This window comes from Rhodococcus sp. C-2, assembly GCF_027854095.1.
In the GTDB taxonomy this organism is placed as follows: Bacteria; Actinomycetota; Actinomycetes; order Mycobacteriales; family Mycobacteriaceae; genus Rhodococcus_F; species Rhodococcus_F qingshengii.
Genome location: NZ_JAQGFI010000005.1, coordinates 309,543 through 328,024, shown reverse-complemented (window position 1 = coordinate 328,024; position 18,482 = coordinate 309,543). Strand labels below are relative to the sequence as shown.

Here is an 18,482-nt window from a genome sequence, read left to right as displayed (position 1 = left end):
ATCTGAACATTCGTGACACACCGAAATTTAACAGCAGCACTCGAATGCCCATCAGACAACGAGAAATTCCAGATATTCTTCGGCGACCATCGTCCGAATCGACGTTTCGTTACACCGGAACTGAGCGAACGAATGTGCCAGCAAACCAGCCACATACAATTCAGCTTTGCGAGGCCGAGCCGGCGCGCTTTCGAGACGCGCGCGCACAAAGGGAACGGCACTTATAACAATTCGATCACACAGTGGTGCAGCTGGATTCCCACAGCTGTTTCACGCACACGGACCGACTCGGCAACTCAGCTTTCGAGGCGGCGAGCTCCGAGGACGTCCTTGAGGAGTTCCTTTGCAACATCCTCGGGATCACGTCTGGCAGTCGGATCAGCGGGCTCAGCCGCCTCCGCAAACATCTCTTCCTCGTCCTCCGGCGTTGCAGGCGGAGGAGTTGCCTCGTAGTCGACCTCAGGAGCAGGGGCCGGTCCAGGGTCTTCCGGATAGTCGGGGGCCTCGGGCGGCGGAATGTCGTCCGAATCTCCGCGCTGGGGCTGCGGGGCCTTGGGCTGCTGCGCTGCGCGCTCCTGACTGGGCCGCGAGAAGCGGGGCGCAGCGGCAGGGCGGCTCGGAGCTTCCGTCGCCTTGGTTGCGCTCGATACTGTCGGCGCTGTAGGCGCACCTTCTTGATACTCGACCTGCCAAGTGCCACCGAACATTTCGGCAAGGACCTCGCAAATGACCGCCGCGTTGTGTGGTTGCGTCACACGAGCACCCAGGACCGGTGAGCCGTGAGCGATGACAACGACATGTCCACGCACGTCGTGAACCGTCGCAGCGGACAGCATGGCCGGAAGAACCTTGTTTCGTTCACCGACCTTGTTGCGCAAGGTGTTCCACGATTCACGGAGAGTCTCGACTGTGGGGCCTGCCGAGACCGGCGCAGCTTCGGCAACCGCCGGCTCGTCGAACTCGGGCTCGGGCTCGTAGTCGGGTTCCGGCTCGGCAAGCCCGATCAGCTCTTCCGCCTCAACAGAAGCAGTAACCGGTGGTTCAACCACAGGAGCTTCAACTATTGGAGCTTCGGCAACCGGAGCTTCAACCACCGGAGCTTCGGCAACCGGCGGTTCCACGATCTCGACAGTGGGAGTCTCGACGACGGGAACTGCCGCTACCGGAGGTTCGACGACAGGAGCCTCCACAACCGGCGGCGCCGCAGCTGGAGCAGGCGCGGCTGGTTCCGGCCGTGCCTCAGGCTCGGCCTTGCGTTGAGAGGGCCGTTGGAACTTGGAAGCAATCTCCGGTTCGAGCGGCGGCACGGTGGGTGCCGGCGTTGCTGCCGCGCGAGGAGCAGCCGCGACTCCGGCAGCCGGAATACCTTGTTCCAGGCGCTCCAGCCGCTGCAATACAGCTGACTCGGTGTCGGAGGCCGACGGCAGCAGCATTCGCGCGCACATCACTTCGAGCAGCAGCCGCGGCGCCGTCGCACCACGCATTTCGCTGAGTCCGGCATGGACAGTCTCGGCGAAGCGGGTGAGCGTGGCCGGGCCGACTCGTTGAATCTGCTCACGCATCGTGACCAGCTCCGCTTCCGGAGCGTCGACCAATCCTCGTTCGCTGGCGTCGGAAACAGCCTGCATCAAGATGAGATCACGCAGGCGCTCGAGAAGATCGAGCGCGAATCGGCGTGGATCGTGACCGGCGTCCATCACGCGATCGACAGTGCCGAACAACGCGGCCCCGTCACTGGCAGACAGGGCGTCTACTGCTTCGTCGATGAGCGCGACGTCGGTGACTCCGAGAAGAGAGAGCGCGCGCGGATACGTGACACCTTCTTCTCCTGCGCCCGCGAGCAGCTGATCGAGGACACTCAACGAGTCACGAGGGGAACCGCCGCCGGCCTTGATGACCAGTGGATACACCGCAGGCTCGACCGGTACGCCCTCCTGGGCGCAGATCTTTTCCAGGAGTCCGCGCATGGTCGACGGCGCCAACAGGCGGAACGGGTAATGGTGTGTACGCGAACGGATGGTCGGGAGAACCTTTTCCGGTTCCGTCGTCGCAAAGATGAAGATGAGGTGTTCCGGCGGCTCTTCGACGATCTTGAGCAGCGCATTGAAACCCGCCGCCGTCACCATATGTGCCTCGTCGATGATGAAGACGCGGTAGCGAGATGCGGCGGGTGCGTGGAACGCCTTGTCTCGGAGTTCTCGGGTGTCGTCGACGCCACCGTGACTTGCGGCGTCGAGTTCCGTCACATCCAGGTTGCCTGTGCCGCCCGGGCCCAGCGAAACGCACGAGTCGCACACGTTGCACGGCGTCGACGTCGGTCCCTGCTCACAGTTCAGCGAACGCGCCAGGATTCGCGCCGACGACGTCTTTCCGCAGCCGCGCGGGCCGGAAAACAGGTAGGCATGGTTGATGCGTCCGGTGTCGAGGGCCGTGCTGAGCGGTGCGGTGACATGCTCCTGCCCCACCACCTCGGCGAAGGACGCGGGTCGATACTTCCGGTACAGGGCCACGCGCAAAGACTACCGGCGACCCACGACAGGTGGTCCGGTGCGGGTGCAACGCCGACTTCTCCAGAAACATGTTCGCAACACAATCGCAGTGCGGAGGAAACCGCACGCACTCATCGTGGGTTCCGTGCACGCGGGCTGGTCCGCGTGCGTGAGGAGAAAACTGTGCCCGCCACCATCGATGCCGGAGCGACTGCCTGGTTGCTCGTCAGTACTGCACTCGTACTTCTGATGACGCCAGGACTCGCACTGTTCTACGGCGGCATGGTCCGCTCGACGGGCGTACTCAACATGATCATGATGAGTTTCGTCTCGATCGCACTCGTCACGGTTGCGTGGTTGTTCGTGGGCTACAGCCTCGTGTTCGGCGACGATCACGGTGGCATCATCGGCGGACTCGAGCACATCGGCATGGCGGGCATCGACCCGTCGACGGTGCACGGGAATGTCCCGGAAGTGTTGTTCGCAACCTTCCAATTGACGTTCGCAATCCTTACTGCAGCGCTCATCAGTGGTGCGATCGCCGACCGCGCGAAGTTCTCCGCCTGGATGATCTTCGTCCCCATCTGGTCCTTGCTCGTCTATGTCCCCGTCGCTCACTGGGTGTGGAATCCGCAGGGATGGCTCGCCCAGATGGGCGCACTCGACTACGCCGGTGGCCTCGTGGTCGAAATCGTGTCCGGAGCGTCGGGTCTGGCATTGGCACTGGTCCTCGGCCAGCGGATGGGTTTCAAGGCCGAGTCGATGCGTCCGCACAATCTGCCGTTCGTCCTGCTCGGCGTAGGCCTGCTCTGGTTCGGTTGGTTCGGATTCAACGCCGGCTCGGCCCTTGCGGCCGACGGTATGGCCTCGCAGATCTTCCTCAACACACTCGTCGCCGGTTGCACCGGACTACTCGGCTGGCTGTTCGTCGAGCAGAATCGTGACGGACACCCCACGACGTTCGGCGCAGCTTCGGGCGTCGTCGCCGGTTTGGTCGCGATCACCCCGTCGTGCGGAACGGTGAACATGTTCGGTGCGCTCGTCATCGGTCTGATCGCCGGCATCGTCTGCTCGTACGCCGTGGGATGGAAGCACAAGCTCGGCTACGACGACTCCCTCGACGTCGTCGGCGTGCACCTCGTCGGTGGAATCGTCGGCTCGTTGCTGATCGGACTCCTCGCGACGGCCGTGATGACGGGCGGTCCGGAAGGTTTGTTCTTCGGCGGTGGATTCGCGCAGTTGGGCAAGCAGTTCGTCGGCGTCGTCGTGGTCGCGCTCTATGCCTTCGGTGTGACCTACGGTCTCGGGAAGCTCATCGACAAGACCTTCGGCTTCCGCATTTCGCGGGAAGACGAGGCCCGCGGAATCGACGTTGCCCTGCACGCGGAGTCGGCCTACGAGCACGGAGTCCTCGGCCACGGTCCGATCGGCGGACAGAACCCGAGCCCGTTCCTCCAGCGTCAGCGTGAGGAACGGGAGAACCGCGAGCGGGACTGACCGCCCTCACCGGTTCGCGATTTCCTCCATCAGGATCGGAACGCCGACATTGCAGGAATGAATCCCGACGACGGTGGTCAGTTTCAGCACCTCGAGAATCTCCTTCGGGGTCACTCCCATGTCGAGCGCGGCGCGAATATGGCGTCGTACGCCGGGTGCGTACATGTGTGTGCTCGCCGCATCGACGGCTATGCACAGCAACTGGATCACCTGAGGTGACAGCACCCCACTGTTCCAGGGCTGCATTGCTGTCTTCATGTACAGCTCGGTCCACTCGGGATCCAGCTCCGAAAGGCCGTCCCACAACGGATTCCAGCCACCCGAATCCTTCATGGCCTGGGTGACGGGAAATGCTTCATTTGCTCGAACGTCAGTCATCGATCTCCTCAGACCATCGAAAATGCTTGATTCAGTTCACGTTTGAGGATCTTTCCGGTTGCCGTCATCGGCAGCGACGGCACGAACTCGATGCGGCGCGGATATTTGTAGGCGGCCATCTGTTCCCGCGACCATTCCACGAGATCCGATTCGGAGATCTCTTCACTCGGCTCTCGGATCACGAACGCGACAACTTCTTCGCCGAGGCTCGTGTCCGGCACCCCGACGACGGCGACGAGTGAGACGGCTGGGTGAGTGAGCAGAACCTCTTCGATTTCGCGTGGGTAGACGTTGAATCCGCCCCGCACGATCATGTCCTTCGCGCGATCGACGATGTAGTAATTTCCGTCGGTATCGACCCGTGCCAAATCCCCGGTGCGAAACCATCCGTCGCACATGACTTCCGCCGTCGCCTCTGGTCGGTTGAAATAGCCCTTCATGACGTTGTGCCCGCGAATGGCCAACTCTCCCACTTCATCGGGGCCGGCGATCGTGTGCCAAGAGTCGTCGACAAGCCGCGCTTCGACGCCCCAGATCGGCACGCCGATCGAACCGGGCCGGGGGTCACTCTCCGGGGCACTGAACAAGGCCAGCGGAGAGGTCTCGGACAACCCGTACCCTTCGAGGATCTGAACACCGAAGCGTTCCCGGAACTGTGTCAATATTTCCACGGGAAGCGCTGCGCCACCCGAGATCGCGCACCGCATGTTCTGTGCAACGGTCTCGATATCCACCCCGGATTTCACTACCTCGTCCAGCACGCCGAGCAGTCCCCAATACATGGTCGGGACGCCCGCGAAGACCGAGATCTTTTCGTGTTCCATGATCTCGAGTGCCGCGGTCGCATCGAAGCGCGGCATCAACACCAAAGTGGCACCGACGCAGATTCCCGCATTCATGGTCACTGTCTGGCCGAACGAGTGGAACAACGGCAAAGTCAGGAGATAACGCTCATGCATGGACGGAACGCTCTCGAACAACCGGTTGGTCGACAGTGCATTCAAGACCATGTTGCAGTGAGTGAGTTCGGCGCCCTTGGGCTTTCCGGTAGTGCCGCTGGTGTAGAGAATGACCGCGGTGTCCGTCGGTTCACGAACAACCGCGGCTGCAGGCGTTTCCGTGCCGGACACGGATGCCAGTGCTTCGCCTAGAGTCTCGACTCCGAGGATCGACGACGGTGCACCCGGTTCGGCGCTGATCACGATCAGGGCCGAACAGGTCTCGCTCTGCTCGAACCCGGCGATGGCGTACTCGGCGATCGGTAATTCGGGACTTCCCTCGAAACAGAAGTACAGCTTCGCTTCGGAATCAGCCAGGTGATAGGCAATTTCGCGCCCCTTGAGCAGGATGTTCAGAGGAACGACGACGCCACCGGCCTTGAGAATGCCGTAGTAGACGATCGGGAACTCGAGAACGTTCGGGCAGGACAACGCCACCTTGTCACCTGGCTCGACACCCCGCGAGACGAGCAGATGGGCGATGCGATTCGCGTACGCGTCGAACTGCGCATACGTCAGCCTCGCTTCCCCGAGAACCAGCGCATCCCGTTCCGGGTACCGCCGGGCCGAGTCTTCCAGCAGAGCAGCAAGATCAAGCATGACTGTGTTCCTCCTGCGCATCGGAATCCGTGGCATGAGACGAGGCAGCGCGCGACACCGACTCGAGCAGTTCCAACACCAACGATTCCGCCCGCGGCCAATACCCGTATCCGGACGCCGGATTGAGATGTCCGACCTCACCCAGATCCAGCAACCGACTCCCCCATCCTTCAGCCAAACCCACAACTCGGCGATACCCGGCCAGCGGATCGTTCCGACTCGCCGCGACCGTGCTCGGAAACGGCAGACGCTGACGCGGTATCGGTAGCCACCCGTGTCGGTCGAGATCTTCGAGAGACGGATAAGACTCGGGCAGCGGAAGTTCGAGATCCGCCGGCGTGACCAGAAGTGCGCCCGCAACCTCTCGATGATTCGCCCTCGCCCAGTGAGCAACTGTCATGACTCCGGCGCTGTGCCCGACCAGGACCACCGGCCCGCAGACACTTGTCAGCACCTCGTTCAATGCCGCAACCCGCGCATCGCGGCTGAGCTTGTCGGTCTCGAGGGGAGGAACCGTCAGAACGTTGTCGAGCCTGCGCGCGAGGTGAGTCTGCCAATGATCTTCGACATGATCCCGCAGACCGGGAACCATTACTACCGTAGTTGATTCATTCATCATGAGCTCCGAACGTCTGTTACTTCAGTGGCGCCGAGGATCTCGGGCCGATTCTGCAACGTCGCCAGCCGCCTCATCCCGGCGGGATAGGCACGCTTGCCGGCTACCAACGCGAGGGCCGCGACGACATAGACGAAGGGCGAAAGCTGTAGAGCGCCGAGAAGACCCAGGTGATCGGCGAGGATGCCGACAACGAAGGGACCGAGCGCCAGCCCGAGAAGGTTGTTGGCGACGGTGAGCGTTCCCATGGCCGACGCTCGAATCGAGTGATGGGTAAGGTTCGCGACCATAGCTGCCGTCGGCCCCGACGAACCGGCGGAGAAGAATGCACCGATACCGAGCAACACGAGTTGTGCTGTCCCCGTGCCCAACCGGAGCCCGATGCTCAGCGTCACCAACGAGATGGCGCAGTAGACGATGGCGGTGGTCCATTTTCGCGCCGAATCGTCGCGGCTGAATCTATCTGTGATGAAACCGCAGACCACCATCCCGCTTCCGACCAGGAGGACGAACACGGAAGCCGTGACGCCGGCCTTGTCCGGGGCCAGATCGTAGTAACGATTGAAGAAGCTCGGCAACCACGCCAGAAGTACTGCGGCGGTGAACATCTGGAGACCACCACCGATGTAGGCGAACAACACGGCTGGATTGGTGAACAGCGAGGACACCGGCGCACGAAAACCGTCGTGTCTCACCGCTTCCCCGGCGGCATCCGGCGCGGCCTCGACGGCGTAAGCGGTGAGCTTCTTCTCGGTGACGAGGGCACGGAAGAGCGCGACCAGAATCAGACCGAAGATTGCCATGGCGGCAAAAGACCACCGCCAACTGAACTGGACTGCGATGAACCCACCGATTGCCACACCGATGACCGAACCGAACGATCCACCGGCCATGAAGGCACCTGCAAGAGCTGCGTGCACGCGGGGCGCAAACACACTGAGGACCACGGCGATACCCACGCTGCCGTACGCCGCTTCACCGACACCGACCAGGAACCGGGCGCCCAACATCTGTTCGTAGGTCTGAGCGATTGCGCACAGCAACGTCGCGACACTCCACAACACCGCCATCAAGATCAAGCTCTTGACGCGGCCCCAGCGGTCCGCGAGCAGCGACAACGGGAACGTCAACAGCCCGACCATCAATGCCACCACGCTGCTCAGGGAGGCGAGGTGCGAATCGGAGAGATCCCAGTCCGCTTTCAGGATCGGGAAGACTGCACTGAGCACCTGCCTCGACATGTAGTCCGAGAGCAGAAGACCGAAAGCCAGGGCGAAAACGATCCACGGGTATAACTTTCGTCGTCCGCCGATTCCGAGCGCGGTGTCCACACGTGGCGTGGCGGGAGCTTGCAGTCCCATGACTCTCCTAGGAAGTACTCGAGGTAGACGGGGGGATTCGGGGGTACGAACCGTCGCGGTTCGTACCCCCGGAACTGTTGTACGAGAGGGTGCGAACTCAGGCGTGCTGCGTGAATCCCAGCTGGCCGATCCGGCGGTTGGGCGCGTAACCCAGCTTCGCCAACGTCTCGTCGGTGTCGGCATACGTCTCACCGATCCGGTAGATGTCCCGAGCTTCCTTCGCGGTAGCCACCTCGCGGCCCAATTCGCCTGCAATGCGCACCAACTGCTCGATCTGCTGCACCGACGTCATCTTCTCGCCCTTGCGGCCCCAGATGGTGTCCTCGTTGCCGCAGCGAGCGTGCAAGCCCATCGCGATGGCCATCGTGTTCACCGGCAGGACGCTACGCATCAGCGTTTCCAGCGTCAGGCACGCACCGTCGGGAACACGCTGGACGAAGTTCATCATGTTGTACGGGTTGGGTCCGTCGAAGCCGCCGCCGATTGCGACCCACGTGAGGTTGACCGGACCCGTGTAGATGCCGCGTCGGATCAACCGCTCCACCGTTTCGAGCTGCGGAATACTGGACAACTGGAAATGCGGCTGGATTCCGGCGGCCTGCAACCGGCGCAGGTGCTCTGCCACCCACTCCGGACCGGCGGGCACAGTCATTTCCCGATACGTATCGGCCAATTCCGGACGCTGCATCGACGTACCCGCGATGTCGTCGTCGGTCATCAGTTCCATGATGTTCATCTGGCTGGTATTGATCGCGATCGTCACCTGATCGGGAGCCGGCTCCAATTCCGCCAGCATGTGACGCACGTCGTCGGACAACCACTTCGCATCGGCACCTTCCCCCTCCGGGGCAAACGAAATCGACCCGCCGACCTGCAGAATCATCTCGGGAACGGCCTCACGCAAGCGACCGAGAAGCTCGTTGAACTTCGACAGACGCTTCGAGCCCTTGCCGTCGAGTTCACGCACGTGGATGTGGAGAACTGTGGCACCGGCGTTGAAACAGTCGACGGCTTGCTGGACGTGCTCGTCCATCGACAGAGGGAGGTCTTCTGCAAAATCGTCCGGCTCCCACTCCGGTCCGTAGGGAGCAACGGTGATGACAAGCTTGTCCTGGGTTTCGGGGAAAAGTGAATCGTCGTGGAAATGCATAGCGTGACTCCGATCGAGTGAATGAATTTATCTTCGGGGCTGGGAAGAGAGATCAGAACGGTGCGTCGCCGATGATTCCGGCGCGCTCCATCTTTCGAACCGCGGGCCAGTAGTCCTGCACCGCGTAATGCTGTGTCGAACGGTTGTCCCAGATCGCGACGCTGTTTTCGGTCCAACGCCACCGAACCTGGTACTCGGGAATCTGAGCCTGGCTCGCCAGGTAAGTGAGCAGATTCCCGGCGCCGGGGGCGTAATCGATTCCATAGCGGACGTTCTCGGGCGTGTGATAGTTCACGAGGTGTGTGGCGAACGAATTGACGAAGAGAATCTTCTCGCCGGTCTCCGGATGTGTTCGTACCACGGGATGTTCGGCGTCGGGAAAGCGTTCCTTCAGCTGGTGCCGCTGTTCGATCGGCATCCGAGCGCCGAAGGTCGACTCGATACTGTGCCTGGCACGCAGATCCTTGATCTGCTCCTTGACCCGCGCCGGCAGATTCTCGTAGGCGAGTGCCATGTTCACCCAAATCGTGTCGCCGCCGACAGGAGGTGTTTCCACACAACGCAATACACATCCCATGGGCGGGTTAACGCGCCAGGTGGCGTCGCAGTGATATGCATTCTCGAAATGCTCCGGCGGGCTGTCCAGATCCTTGTAGATGCGGACCAGGCCCGGGTGGTCGGGGTCGCTGCCCAGAGCCGGATGATCCTCGAGTTCACCGAATCGCTGGGCAAGTTCTACGTGCTCGGCTTTGGAGAAGGTCTGGTCGCGAAAGAACAGAACCTTGTGTTCGAGCAACAATGCCTTGATTTCGGCGAAGAGTGCATCATCTCGCGCGACCTCGCCGAGATCCACCCCGGACAACTCTGCCCCGATCGAACAGGTCAATTTCTCGACGCGGATCGTATTCCTCGACGAGGGAAGGTTTTCTGTGAGCGTTGCGGTGTTGGTCATGACAATTCCTCTGGGAAGTGCTGTTTCGGTTCAGACGGAGAAGACGGAGGAACCGATACTGCGACCGGACTCCATGTCGTGGTGCGCACGCACCGCATCTTCGAGGGGGTACCGCTGGTTGATCTCGATCTTGATTCGCCCGGACTCGACGTGTGAGAACAGTTCGCCCGCCAGTTCGGCACGTTCTTCGGGATCCGCGATGTAATCGGCGAGAGCCGGACGTGTGAGGAAGAGTGATCCCTTGACTGCCAACTGCATTGCCTGAATCGGCGGAGTCGGTCCGGACGCCGTTCCGAAGCACACCAGCAGCCCCCGCCTGGCAAGGCAATCGAGAGAGATGTCGAACGTGGAATGCCCGATACTGTCGTAGACAACCGGCACGCCGACGCCCCCGGTGATCTCCTTGACACGCGCGACGACGTCCTCGCGGGTGTAGATGACGACTTCATCGCAACCGTGAGCTCGGGCAACGCTCGCCTTCTCGTCGCTCGACACCGTTCCGATCACATTGATTCCCAACAGTTTTGCCCACTGGGTGAAGATCAGTCCAACCCCGCCCGCCGCAGCATGTAGCAACACGGTGTCTCCCGCTTTCAATGGGTAGATGCGACGTAGAAGGTAGGCGGCAGTCAGTCCTCGCATGGTCATGGCGGCCGCGGTGTCGAAGGCGATGCCGTCGGGTAGCGCGATCAGGTCGGACGACGCCATGATCCGCTCGGTGGCGTACGCACCCAGCGGACTGCCGGTGTAGGTCACACGGTCCCCCACTGCAAAATCGACTACTCCCTCGCCGATCTCTTCGACCACACCCGCGCCCTCGACGCCCATCCCGGCAGGCAATTGCGCAGGATAGAGGCCACTTCGAAAGTAGGTGTCGGCGAAGTTCAACCCCACCGCTTCATGACGAACCCGAACCTCTCCGGCGCCCGGTCGTCCTACCTCGATCTCTTCCCAACGCATGACGGACGGTGTGCCGATCTCGTGGAACCGAATGGCGTTTGCCATCAATGCTCTCCAATTCTGTGGGCGGGCTCGACTCGATTACGGTCGAGCTGTATTCGTACGCAACAACTTCCAGAAGTCGGTGCTCGGCTTCGTGGTCGTGCCGAACTGATGTGAACAAAACTATGTGAGATCCGGCTCACATGCTTAACTTGACGAGACACACAACACAACATTTCGGGACATCGAGTAAAGGGGGACCTATGAAGCCACTCGCCCGCTACGCGTCACTGAACCGATACGTCGACCTGTGCCGAACAGTGGACGTGGACGCTGTGGCCCTCATGAGAAGTGTCGGCCTGAGCCCGGCAAGCCTGGCGAACCCCGACCAATGGGTACCGGCCGCCTCCATCGCATCGCTCCTGGAGCGATCGGCAGCGGAGTCCGGACACGAAGACTTCGGGCTTCTACTCGCCGGCCTGCGTCGACTGTCCAATCTCGGCCCCCTCAGCTTGGTCATCAGGGAAGAGCCAGACGTCAGGAGCGCACTCGACGTATTGATGCGATACGAGCACACGTACAACGAGTCATTACGCATTCGATTGAACGAGGTCAACGGACTCGCCACCCTGCGAATCTCGCTCGAGGTCGGCGAACCGGTCGACACCAGACAGAGCGTCGAACTCGCAGTCGGCGCGACACTGCAGATCCTGCGGAGTTTCCTGGGTTCTCGATGGCAACCGGTCAGCGTGGGATTCACGCACAATGCCCCGAAAGACACGAGCACGCATCGGCGAATCCTCGGCGAGACGGTGGAATTCGATCACGAGTTCACCGGTATCGTTTTCTTCGCCGCCGACCTGGATGCGGCTAACCAACTTTCCGACGAGTTACTCCGGCCGTACGCTCGCCAGTTCCTCGACTCGCTTCCCGCCTCGGAAACCTCCGATACCCTCAGCCGCACCAAGGAATTGATCGAAGTTCTGCTTCCGACCGGCCGCTGCTCTGTCGAGCAGGTGGCACGCAGTCTCGGATTCGACCGGCGGACACTGCACCGTCATCTCGCCGAATCCGGAGATACGTTCACGGCCGTTCTCAATTCGGTTCGAAGCTCCCTCGCGGAACGATTTGTCTCCAACCCTCGCTATTCGTTGACCGAAGTGGCTGTGCACCTCGGGTTTTCGACGCAGGGTAGTTTCTCGCGCTGGTTTCGCACTCAGTTCTCGATGAGCCCGAGCGCGTGGCGGACTCAGCGCTCGATCAGCTGACCAGCACGACTCCGACGTAGGCGATCGTTGCCACCCACACAGTGGAAATCGCGGCCAGCACGAATGGCCGGGCGCCAACTCCACGAATGACGCTCAACCGCACCCCCAGCCCGAGTGCGAACATCGCGGCCGCCAACAGCGCCGTCTGCACCGTCTTCGCCAGCCCCAGAAGCTCATCCGGCAAGATGCCCGTGGAGCGCAAGCCCGTACAGCCGATGAACGCCACGACGAAAAACGGAACCAACGGAGGACGCTTGGTGGCGGTGCTGTCGACCATCCTGCGTTGCCGGATACTCAGAAACGCCATGACCGGCGCCAACATCAACACGCGCGCAAGTTTCACCACGGTCGCGACACCCAACGCGGTGGCGCCGAGAGCGCTGCCGGCAGCCACCACTTGCGCCACTTCGTGGATCGACCCACCGGCCCACATGCCTGCACCGACCTCGTTCATACCGAAAGCGTTGGCCAACAGTGGGATTGTCGGAATCATCAGAGTTCCGAAGATCACCACCAACGCAACAGCGGTGAGCAACTCTTCCTCTCGCGCATTCACCACACCGTCCGCAGCAGCCACGGCGGCAGCGCCACAGATCGAGAAGCCGCAGGCAATCAGAATTCTCTGCGACCAACTCAATCCGAGAAGTTTTCCGGCATACATGGTCCCGGCGATACCGAGGAACACAATCGCCACCACAACGGCGATCACTCCCCAGCCCAAACCGACGATGTCGGAGAACATCAATTGCAGCCCGAGCAGAGCGATACCCACCCGAAGTAGCCGTTTCGCCGAGAATGCCAGGCCAGGTTGGAATTTCGCCGGCAAAGAGACGGTATTCGCCAACACCGCACCCGCCACGATCGCAATCAGCAACGGACTCACGGCGGAGGTGAACTGACCGGCTATCAGCGCGACCGTGGCCCCCAAGGCGCACAACGCAACTCCGGGCACCAATGCAGCCACACTGGACCACCGTCGTACTTCTGACGAAGGGGCGACTGCGGGTTTCTCGGCCACGGACTTCACATCACGGTTCACTCATCCAGCGTCCTTGAGCCACCATCGCTCCGGTAGGGCGATTTCTACCATCACGGCATATCAAATCGATATGAACGTGAAGTTCGGTATAGCCTGTTTGCATGACCAGACGGTGGCCCGACCTCACCACTCTCGAGCTACTCATCGGCATCGATGATCACGGAAGTCTCAGTGCGGCAAGCCGTTCAGCAAACATTGCGCAGCCGAATGCCAGCCGCGCCGTCAAAGCCCTCGAGCGGCAGCTCGGGATGCCACTCATACACCGAAGGTCGACGGGGGCGGCTTTGACTCCGCAGGGGACCGTCATCGTCCACTGGGCGCGCCGCGTCCTCGCCAACTCGAGGCAGCTTCTCGACGTCGCCGAAGGGATGCGGACCGAACGATCCGCGGAATTGACCGTGTGTGCCAGCATGACCGTCGCCGAACATCTGATTCCGGCCTGGCTCGGTATCTTTCGGTCACTACATCCTGGTGTCACCGTCCACCTTCAGGTCTACAACTCGACCCGCGTCCTCGAGGCTGTCGAGGTGGGAATGTGCGACCTCGGATTCGTCGAGTCACCGACCGTTCCGAAGAGCCTGTCCAGCGTCACCGTCGCGCGTGACTCGCTGGTCGTGGTCGTTCATCCGGATCATCCATGGGCGCGTCGACGAAAGCCGCTGACCGTCGCCGAACTGGCAGCGACGCCGCTGCTGGTGCGCGAGCCCGGATCGGGAACCAGAACGACTCTCGACCTGGCGTTACACGAATACGAGCGCGGTGCACCGTTGTTGGAACTGGGTAGTTCGGCCGCGATTCGAACCAGCGTGCTCGGTGGCGTCGGCCCGGCTGTACTGAGCACGCTGGCCGTCGAGGACCAGGTGAAGCAGGGAGAACTTCGGGTGGTAGCCGTCGAAGGCTTGGAACTCGACCGATCCCTGCGCGCAGTGTGGCGCCCGCCGCGTCAGCTCGAGGGTCCCGCAGGCGACCTGATGAAAGTAGTGCGTGCCAGCGGGTCCCGGAAATCCTGAAAGCGACTTACTTCTTGTCGGCCTTCGCTGCTGCCTTTGCGGCCTTCTTGAACTCGCGGACCTCGAGCAAAGACTGTTCGTCGACCACGTCTGCAATCGAGCGCCTCGAACCTTCGAGCCCGTAGTCGCCGGCCGCTTGGCGCCAACCTTTCGGCTCGACGCCGATCTGTTTTCCGAGCAACGCCAGGAAGATCCGGGCTTTCTGATCCCCGTAACCGGGTAGGGCTTTGAGCCGCTTCAGTACTTCCTTGCCGTCGGGATTTCCCGAAGTCCAGATCGCCGCGGTGTCGCCGTCGTAGTTCTCGACGATGAACTGGCACATGAGCTGGATACGCTCGCCCATCGACTTGGGGAATCGGTGCACAGCCGGAGGCTCGGCGCAGACGGCGATGAACTCGTCGGTGTCCATGTCGGCGATACGCCTGACGTCGATACCGCTGAGCCGATCCGCCAGCTTCTTCGGACCGAGGAAGGCCGTTTCCATCGGAACCTGTTGATCGAGAAGCATTCCGATCAACAACGCCAACGGGTCCTCGGCCAGGAGGGCATCAGCTTCGGGGTCACCGACAAGGTTCAGTTGAAGTGCCATGAGTCCGATACTGCCACGTCAGGCGGCAGTTGTGACCGGCGCCGACGCATCCGGGGCCGGAATCTTCCACTTCTTCCAGCCGAACAGAACCAACGTCGAGACCGCGGCAAGCGTGAAGACCCAGAGGTAGACGCCGACGGTCGGAATCCGCAGATACTCGGGCGGCACGAACATGAACAGGCCCATTCCGATGAAGCGATCCGTACCCGGAATGACCGACGGGTCCCACCAGGTGTGAGACCAGTTCAAGACCGGGAGCAGGAAAACGAACGGCGCCACCCACGCCCAGCGCTTCTTCGACACCATCGCGTAGTGCGCGGCGAGGACGACCAGCGGGACGAACCACACCCAGTGATGGCCCCACGAGAACGGCGAGACAGTGGTCGCAGTCAACCCCGTCATGGTGAGGCCGAGCAATTTCTGGCCGTGCCGGTGAGCAATCCACGCGGCACCGAGTCCGAGGCATACCGCCAGCGCACTGAAGACTAGGACCAGGACCCGCGACGGCGTCGGAGTGTGAGTGAGCTGAGCGATCAGACCGGACACGGACTGGTTGCTCGGAGCATCCGTCGGTCCGACGCGTTCGCTGTCGACAAGAGTGCCGGTCCAGTACTTGTACGCATCGTTATAGATCACGACGAAGCCGATCGCAACGGTCGCAACGAACGTCACGACGGCCGTCACCAACGCACGCCATTGACGAGTGATGAAGAGGTACGCCCAGAAGAAGGCCGGAGTGAGCTTCACGCCGGCGGCGATGCCTGCCCCGATTCCTCGGAGCCGACTCTTCTCGTCCCGACCGAGGTCCCACACGATCAAGAGCAGCAGGAAGATGTTGATCTGCCCGAGCCAGAGCGTCGTACGTATCGGTTCCATGAACAGAAAGATCGTCGTCGCCAACGCACTCACGGCGTACGCCTTCACGTCGAGCCGATAACCGAGATACTTCCAGCACAACACGATCACTGCGAACAACGCAGCGATGTTCAAACCCGTCCACACGACAATCGCCTGTTTGAACGAGAGCACCGCCCACACCGTGAACAGCAAAGCCGCAAACGGGGTGTACGTGAACATCATCCCGTCCAGGACTGGCCCGTCGTACAACGGAAGGCCCTGAACCACAACGCTGCCGCCGTGGCGGTAGACGTCGAGATCGAGGAAATTTTCGAAGATGCCCCAGTACCGCGTATTCATCGGCACGGCGAAAAGAACCATCAGCACGGACGCGACTGCCAGAACACCGAGTACAGAGAATCCGAGAACACCGACACGGAGGGTGCGTCGCGGTATGTCAGCTTCGATGACCGACTCTGATTTCGCGGTGTGCGCCTCGAAAGAAGGCCCATCCGAAGCGTTGATCGCGCCCGTCACTACAACCTCCGGGATTTACACCCTATGTCGGGAATTGATGCTCCGAACGGTACAAGACGAGACCGAAAAGTACCGACCGGGCACGCCGCTTCGAGAACTCAGATCTCGGAGAGACGCGATTCGGTAGCTGCGAGCAGGACACACGTAGCCACGCCGTCCATGGCAACTTCGAGTTCAGCCTTGGACGGGAAGCTCGGGGCCAACCGGATGTTCCGGTCGTCCGGATCCGTGCTGTACGGGAAAGCCGATCCGGCAGCGGTGAGCGCGATACCCGCGTTCTTCGCCAGTTCGATGACCCGCTTGGCCGTGCCGTCGACCACGTCGAGGCTGATGAAGTATCCGCCCTTCGGCTCGGTCCAAGACGCGACCTTCGATGCACCGAGACGATCCTCGAGGATCCGCAGTACGAGCTCGAACTTGGGCGCGAGGAACGCGCGATGCTTCTCCATGTGCGCACGAACGCCGTCGGCATTGCCGAAGAAACGCAGGTGGCGAAGCTGATTGACCTTGTCCGGTCCGATGCTCTTCTTGCCCAGGAACTTCTGGTACCAGGCAAGGTTTTCCGCAGAGCTACCGAAGAAGCTCACACCGGCGCCGGCGAAAGTGATCTTGGACGTCGACGCGAACACGAGCGGACGGTTGGGGTGTCCGGCCTCCGCTGCCATCGAGAGAATGTCGTAGGAAGGCGCAGTCTCGCCGACAAGCGGATGTACGGCGTACGCGTTGTCCCAGTACAGGCGGAAGTCGGGCGCGGCCGTCGGCATCGACGCGAGCGTACGGACAATTTCTTCGGAGTACACGGCACCGGTGGGGTTCGCGTAAACCGGAACCGCCCACATGCCCTTGATCTGCGGATCTGACGCAACAAGTTCGGCGATCTTGACGACATCCGGGCCGTCGTGGTTCATCGGCACCGCGATCATCTCGATGCCGAGGGACTCGGTGATCGCGAAGTGGCGGTCGTAGCCCGGTGCGGGGCAGAGAAACTTGATCTTCTCTTCCTGTGCCCACGGCCGGACCGAATCCGGAGTGCCGTGCAGCAGTGAGAACACGACGTTGTCGTGCATGATCTCGAGGCTCGCGTTGTTTCCGGCGAGAAGGTTCGCAACGGGGATACCCAGCAGCTCACCGAAGATGGCGCGCAGTTCCGGCAGACCGGTGAGTCCGCCGTAGTTACGGCAGTCGGTGCCGCTTCCGTCACGGAAATCACCGTCGCCGGGCAGCGTCAGCAGCTCTGCGGAAAGGTCGAGTTGTTCCGGGGAAGGCTTACCGCGGGTCAGATCGAGTGCGAGCTTCTGCGCCTGGAGCTGCGCGTACTTCGCGCTCTGGCTCTCATGCTCGGAGGTGAGTTCTTCATGGCTCATCAACCCGATCTGGGTTTGGATAGGCATCCGGAGCGGCCTTTCACCGACGAGGCGGGGTCGGGTATGTGAAAAAATAGAGGACCCCGCGCACCCGGCAGAGCCCGTTGACCCTTGCTGCCTTCCGGCCCTGGGGGAGTTCACAGGATGCGCGCCGCGCGGGATCCAATGAACAGTGTAGACGGCTTTCGCCGGCCGCTGCACACCACCTACCGGGGCCGAGATGCAAACCTCGAGTTCCACCGGTTCTTCGCAGGTCAGGTACCCGTTTAACGCTTCGCGCCCGCAATTGGGTATGCTGCTCCACGGAGGATTCGCCTAGTGGCCTATGGCGCTCGCCTGGAACGCGGGTTGGGTTAACGCCCTCAGGGGTTCAAATCCCCTATCCTCCGCCAAAGGAACCCCTGTGAACTGCTGAGAAGCGGTTCACAGGGGTTCTTTTCTGTCCTCATGCAACGAGTAATGCAACAGGGTCTCGGTTCAGCTCGATGTTCTGCGAGCTCAGACGGTCTGCCGACTCGTGGTGGTTTCGATCCCGCAGCGCGCCGAATCGGAATGCTGCTGCGTGACTTCGAGTGGCCCGCCGATGGCCTGAACCCGATTCGGGAAGCTATGGCCACATCTGCTCCTGCAGCCCGCGTTGGTCATGAAATGACACCCGCGCCGCAAGTCTTATTTATCCAAATCCCATTCTGGATAAGATAGGCATGGAAAGCAAGGCGGCAATATAGCGTGGATACAGGGAGAGACCAGATGGCGTACAGGACGTTGAAATCGATCTTTCACCAACGAGATCGTGCTGGTGCCGATGCTGAGGAGCGAGCGCGACGCGATTCTCCCGCCGCCGTCCACTGGGAC

General features: G+C 61.5%; 15 protein-coding genes, 1 tRNA gene and 1 other RNA gene. 4 read left to right on the top strand and 13 right to left on the bottom strand.

What is annotated here, in order from left to right:
• Window positions 1–296: 296 nt before the first annotated feature.
• A complete protein-coding gene (locus tag PCS43_RS13115; protein ID WP_209911012.1) occupies window positions 297–2,510 on the bottom strand; it encodes a DNA polymerase III subunit gamma and tau in 2,214 nt (737 codons plus the stop codon).
• A gap of 162 nt (window positions 2,511–2,672) precedes the next feature.
• Here PCS43_RS13115 and PCS43_RS13110 point away from each other — a divergent pair, with 162 nt between their 5' ends.
• Window positions 2,673–3,986, top strand: coding sequence for an ammonium transporter (locus PCS43_RS13110; protein ID WP_003943791.1), 1,314 nt, complete (start codon window positions 2,673–2,675; stop codon window positions 3,984–3,986).
• A 6-nt stretch (window positions 3,987–3,992) separates the two neighbouring features.
• On the opposite strand, the gene PCS43_RS13105 is transcribed toward PCS43_RS13110, so the two are convergent.
• The 7 genes from PCS43_RS13105 to PCS43_RS13075 all read right to left on the bottom strand — a co-directional run bounded on the left by PCS43_RS13105 (window position 3,993) and on the right by PCS43_RS13075 (window position 11,046).
• On the bottom strand, window positions 3,993–4,364 hold the full coding sequence (locus PCS43_RS13105; protein WP_003943892.1) for a carboxymuconolactone decarboxylase family protein: 372 nt from the start codon (window positions 4,362–4,364) through the stop codon (window positions 3,993–3,995).
• Between the two features lie 8 nt (window positions 4,365–4,372).
• Complete coding sequence (locus tag PCS43_RS13100) at window positions 4,373–5,962, bottom strand: long-chain-fatty-acid--CoA ligase (RefSeq protein WP_209911009.1); 1,590 nt, start codon at window positions 5,960–5,962, stop codon at window positions 4,373–4,375.
• Window positions 5,955–6,578, bottom strand: a complete 624-nt coding sequence (locus PCS43_RS13095) for an RBBP9/YdeN family alpha/beta hydrolase (RefSeq protein WP_209911005.1) — start codon at window positions 6,576–6,578, stop codon at window positions 5,955–5,957. Before PCS43_RS13095 ends, PCS43_RS13100 begins: the two co-directional genes overlap by 8 nt.
• The gene (locus tag PCS43_RS13090) at window positions 6,578–7,939 is read right to left on the bottom strand and encodes an MFS transporter (RefSeq protein ID WP_064443008.1); all 1,362 of its coding nucleotides are present in this window, start codon (window positions 7,937–7,939) and stop codon (window positions 6,578–6,580) included. Before PCS43_RS13090 ends, PCS43_RS13095 begins: the two co-directional genes overlap by 1 nt.
• Before the next feature lie 97 nt (window positions 7,940–8,036).
• Window positions 8,037–9,089: a 3-keto-5-aminohexanoate cleavage protein gene (locus PCS43_RS13085; protein WP_003943988.1), complete on the bottom strand. Its 1,053-nt coding sequence runs from the start codon at window positions 9,087–9,089 to the stop codon at window positions 8,037–8,039.
• Window positions 9,090–9,141: 52 nt separating this feature from the next.
• Window positions 9,142–10,041, bottom strand: a complete 900-nt coding sequence (locus PCS43_RS13080) for a TauD/TfdA dioxygenase family protein (protein ID WP_007731564.1) — start codon at window positions 10,039–10,041, stop codon at window positions 9,142–9,144.
• A 30-nt stretch (window positions 10,042–10,071) separates the two neighbouring features.
• Window positions 10,072–11,046, bottom strand: a complete 975-nt coding sequence (locus PCS43_RS13075; RefSeq protein WP_007731568.1) for a quinone oxidoreductase family protein — start codon at window positions 11,044–11,046, stop codon at window positions 10,072–10,074.
• Window positions 11,047–11,246: 200 nt separating this feature from the next.
• Between PCS43_RS13075 and PCS43_RS13070 the strand changes: the two genes are divergently transcribed.
• Window positions 11,247–12,251, top strand: coding sequence for an AraC family transcriptional regulator (locus PCS43_RS13070; RefSeq protein WP_007731570.1), 1,005 nt, complete (start codon window positions 11,247–11,249; stop codon window positions 12,249–12,251).
• Here PCS43_RS13070 and PCS43_RS13065 read toward each other — a convergent pair.
• Window positions 12,244–13,290, bottom strand: a complete 1,047-nt coding sequence (locus PCS43_RS13065) for a YeiH family protein (protein ID WP_007731571.1) — start codon at window positions 13,288–13,290, stop codon at window positions 12,244–12,246. The genes PCS43_RS13070 and PCS43_RS13065 overlap by 8 nt on opposite strands.
• Before the next feature lie 101 nt (window positions 13,291–13,391).
• On the opposite strand from PCS43_RS13065, the gene PCS43_RS13060 reads away from it, so the two are divergent.
• Window positions 13,392–14,300: a LysR family transcriptional regulator gene (locus PCS43_RS13060; protein ID WP_007731572.1), complete on the top strand. Its 909-nt coding sequence runs from the start codon at window positions 13,392–13,394 to the stop codon at window positions 14,298–14,300.
• A 7-nt stretch (window positions 14,301–14,307) separates the two neighbouring features.
• Here the strand turns inward: PCS43_RS13060 and PCS43_RS13055 are convergent, their stop codons facing one another.
• From PCS43_RS13055 to ffs, 4 genes are all read right to left on the bottom strand, one after another.
• Complete coding sequence (locus PCS43_RS13055; protein ID WP_003943868.1) at window positions 14,308–14,889, bottom strand: HhH-GPD-type base excision DNA repair protein; 582 nt, start codon at window positions 14,887–14,889, stop codon at window positions 14,308–14,310.
• An 18-nt stretch (window positions 14,890–14,907) separates the two neighbouring features.
• Window positions 14,908–16,263: a glycosyltransferase 87 family protein gene (locus PCS43_RS13050; protein ID WP_007731573.1), complete on the bottom strand. Its 1,356-nt coding sequence runs from the start codon at window positions 16,261–16,263 to the stop codon at window positions 14,908–14,910.
• 98 nt (window positions 16,264–16,361) lie between these two features.
• Window positions 16,362–17,654 carry an aminotransferase class I/II-fold pyridoxal phosphate-dependent enzyme gene (locus tag PCS43_RS13045; protein WP_007731574.1) on the bottom strand — a complete coding sequence of 431 codons (1,293 nt, stop codon included), beginning with the start codon at window positions 17,652–17,654 and terminating at the stop codon, window positions 16,362–16,364.
• A gap of 41 nt (window positions 17,655–17,695) precedes the next feature.
• Window positions 17,696–17,795: signal recognition particle sRNA small type (ffs, locus tag PCS43_RS13040), an RNA gene on the bottom strand.
• 136 nt (window positions 17,796–17,931) lie between these two features.
• Here ffs and PCS43_RS13035 point away from each other — a divergent pair.
• Window positions 17,932–18,019, top strand: a tRNA-Ser gene (locus PCS43_RS13035).
• The last annotated feature ends 463 nt before the right edge of the window (window positions 18,020–18,482 follow it).

Bases quoted from the DNA above. Each gene is read 5' to 3' on its own strand.
- PCS43_RS13105 (WP_003943892.1), bottom strand. From the start codon at position 4,364: ATGACTGACGTTCGAGCAAATGAAGCATTTCCCGTCACCCAGGCCATG.
- PCS43_RS13100 (WP_209911009.1), bottom strand. From the start codon at position 5,962: ATGCTTGATCTTGCTGCTCTGCTGGAAGACTCGGCCCGGCGGTACCCG.
- PCS43_RS13095 (WP_209911005.1), bottom strand. From the start codon at position 6,578: ATGAATGAATCAACTACGGTAGTAATGGTTCCCGGTCTGCGGGATCAT.
- PCS43_RS13090 (WP_064443008.1), bottom strand. From the start codon at position 7,939: ATGGGACTGCAAGCTCCCGCCACGCCACGTGTGGACACCGCGCTCGGA.
- PCS43_RS13085 (WP_003943988.1), bottom strand. From the start codon at position 9,089: ATGCATTTCCACGACGATTCACTTTTCCCCGAAACCCAGGACAAGCTT.
- PCS43_RS13080 (WP_007731564.1), bottom strand. From the start codon at position 10,041: ATGACCAACACCGCAACGCTCACAGAAAACCTTCCCTCGTCGAGGAAT.
- PCS43_RS13075 (WP_007731568.1), bottom strand. From the start codon at position 11,046: ATGGCAAACGCCATTCGGTTCCACGAGATCGGCACACCGTCCGTCATG.
- PCS43_RS13070 (WP_007731570.1), top strand. From the start codon at position 11,247: ATGAAGCCACTCGCCCGCTACGCGTCACTGAACCGATACGTCGACCTG.
- PCS43_RS13060 (WP_007731572.1), top strand. From the start codon at position 13,392: ATGACCAGACGGTGGCCCGACCTCACCACTCTCGAGCTACTCATCGGC.
- PCS43_RS13055 (WP_003943868.1), bottom strand. From the start codon at position 14,889: ATGGCACTTCAACTGAACCTTGTCGGTGACCCCGAAGCTGATGCCCTC.
- PCS43_RS13045 (WP_007731574.1), bottom strand. From the start codon at position 17,654: ATGCCTATCCAAACCCAGATCGGGTTGATGAGCCATGAAGAACTCACC.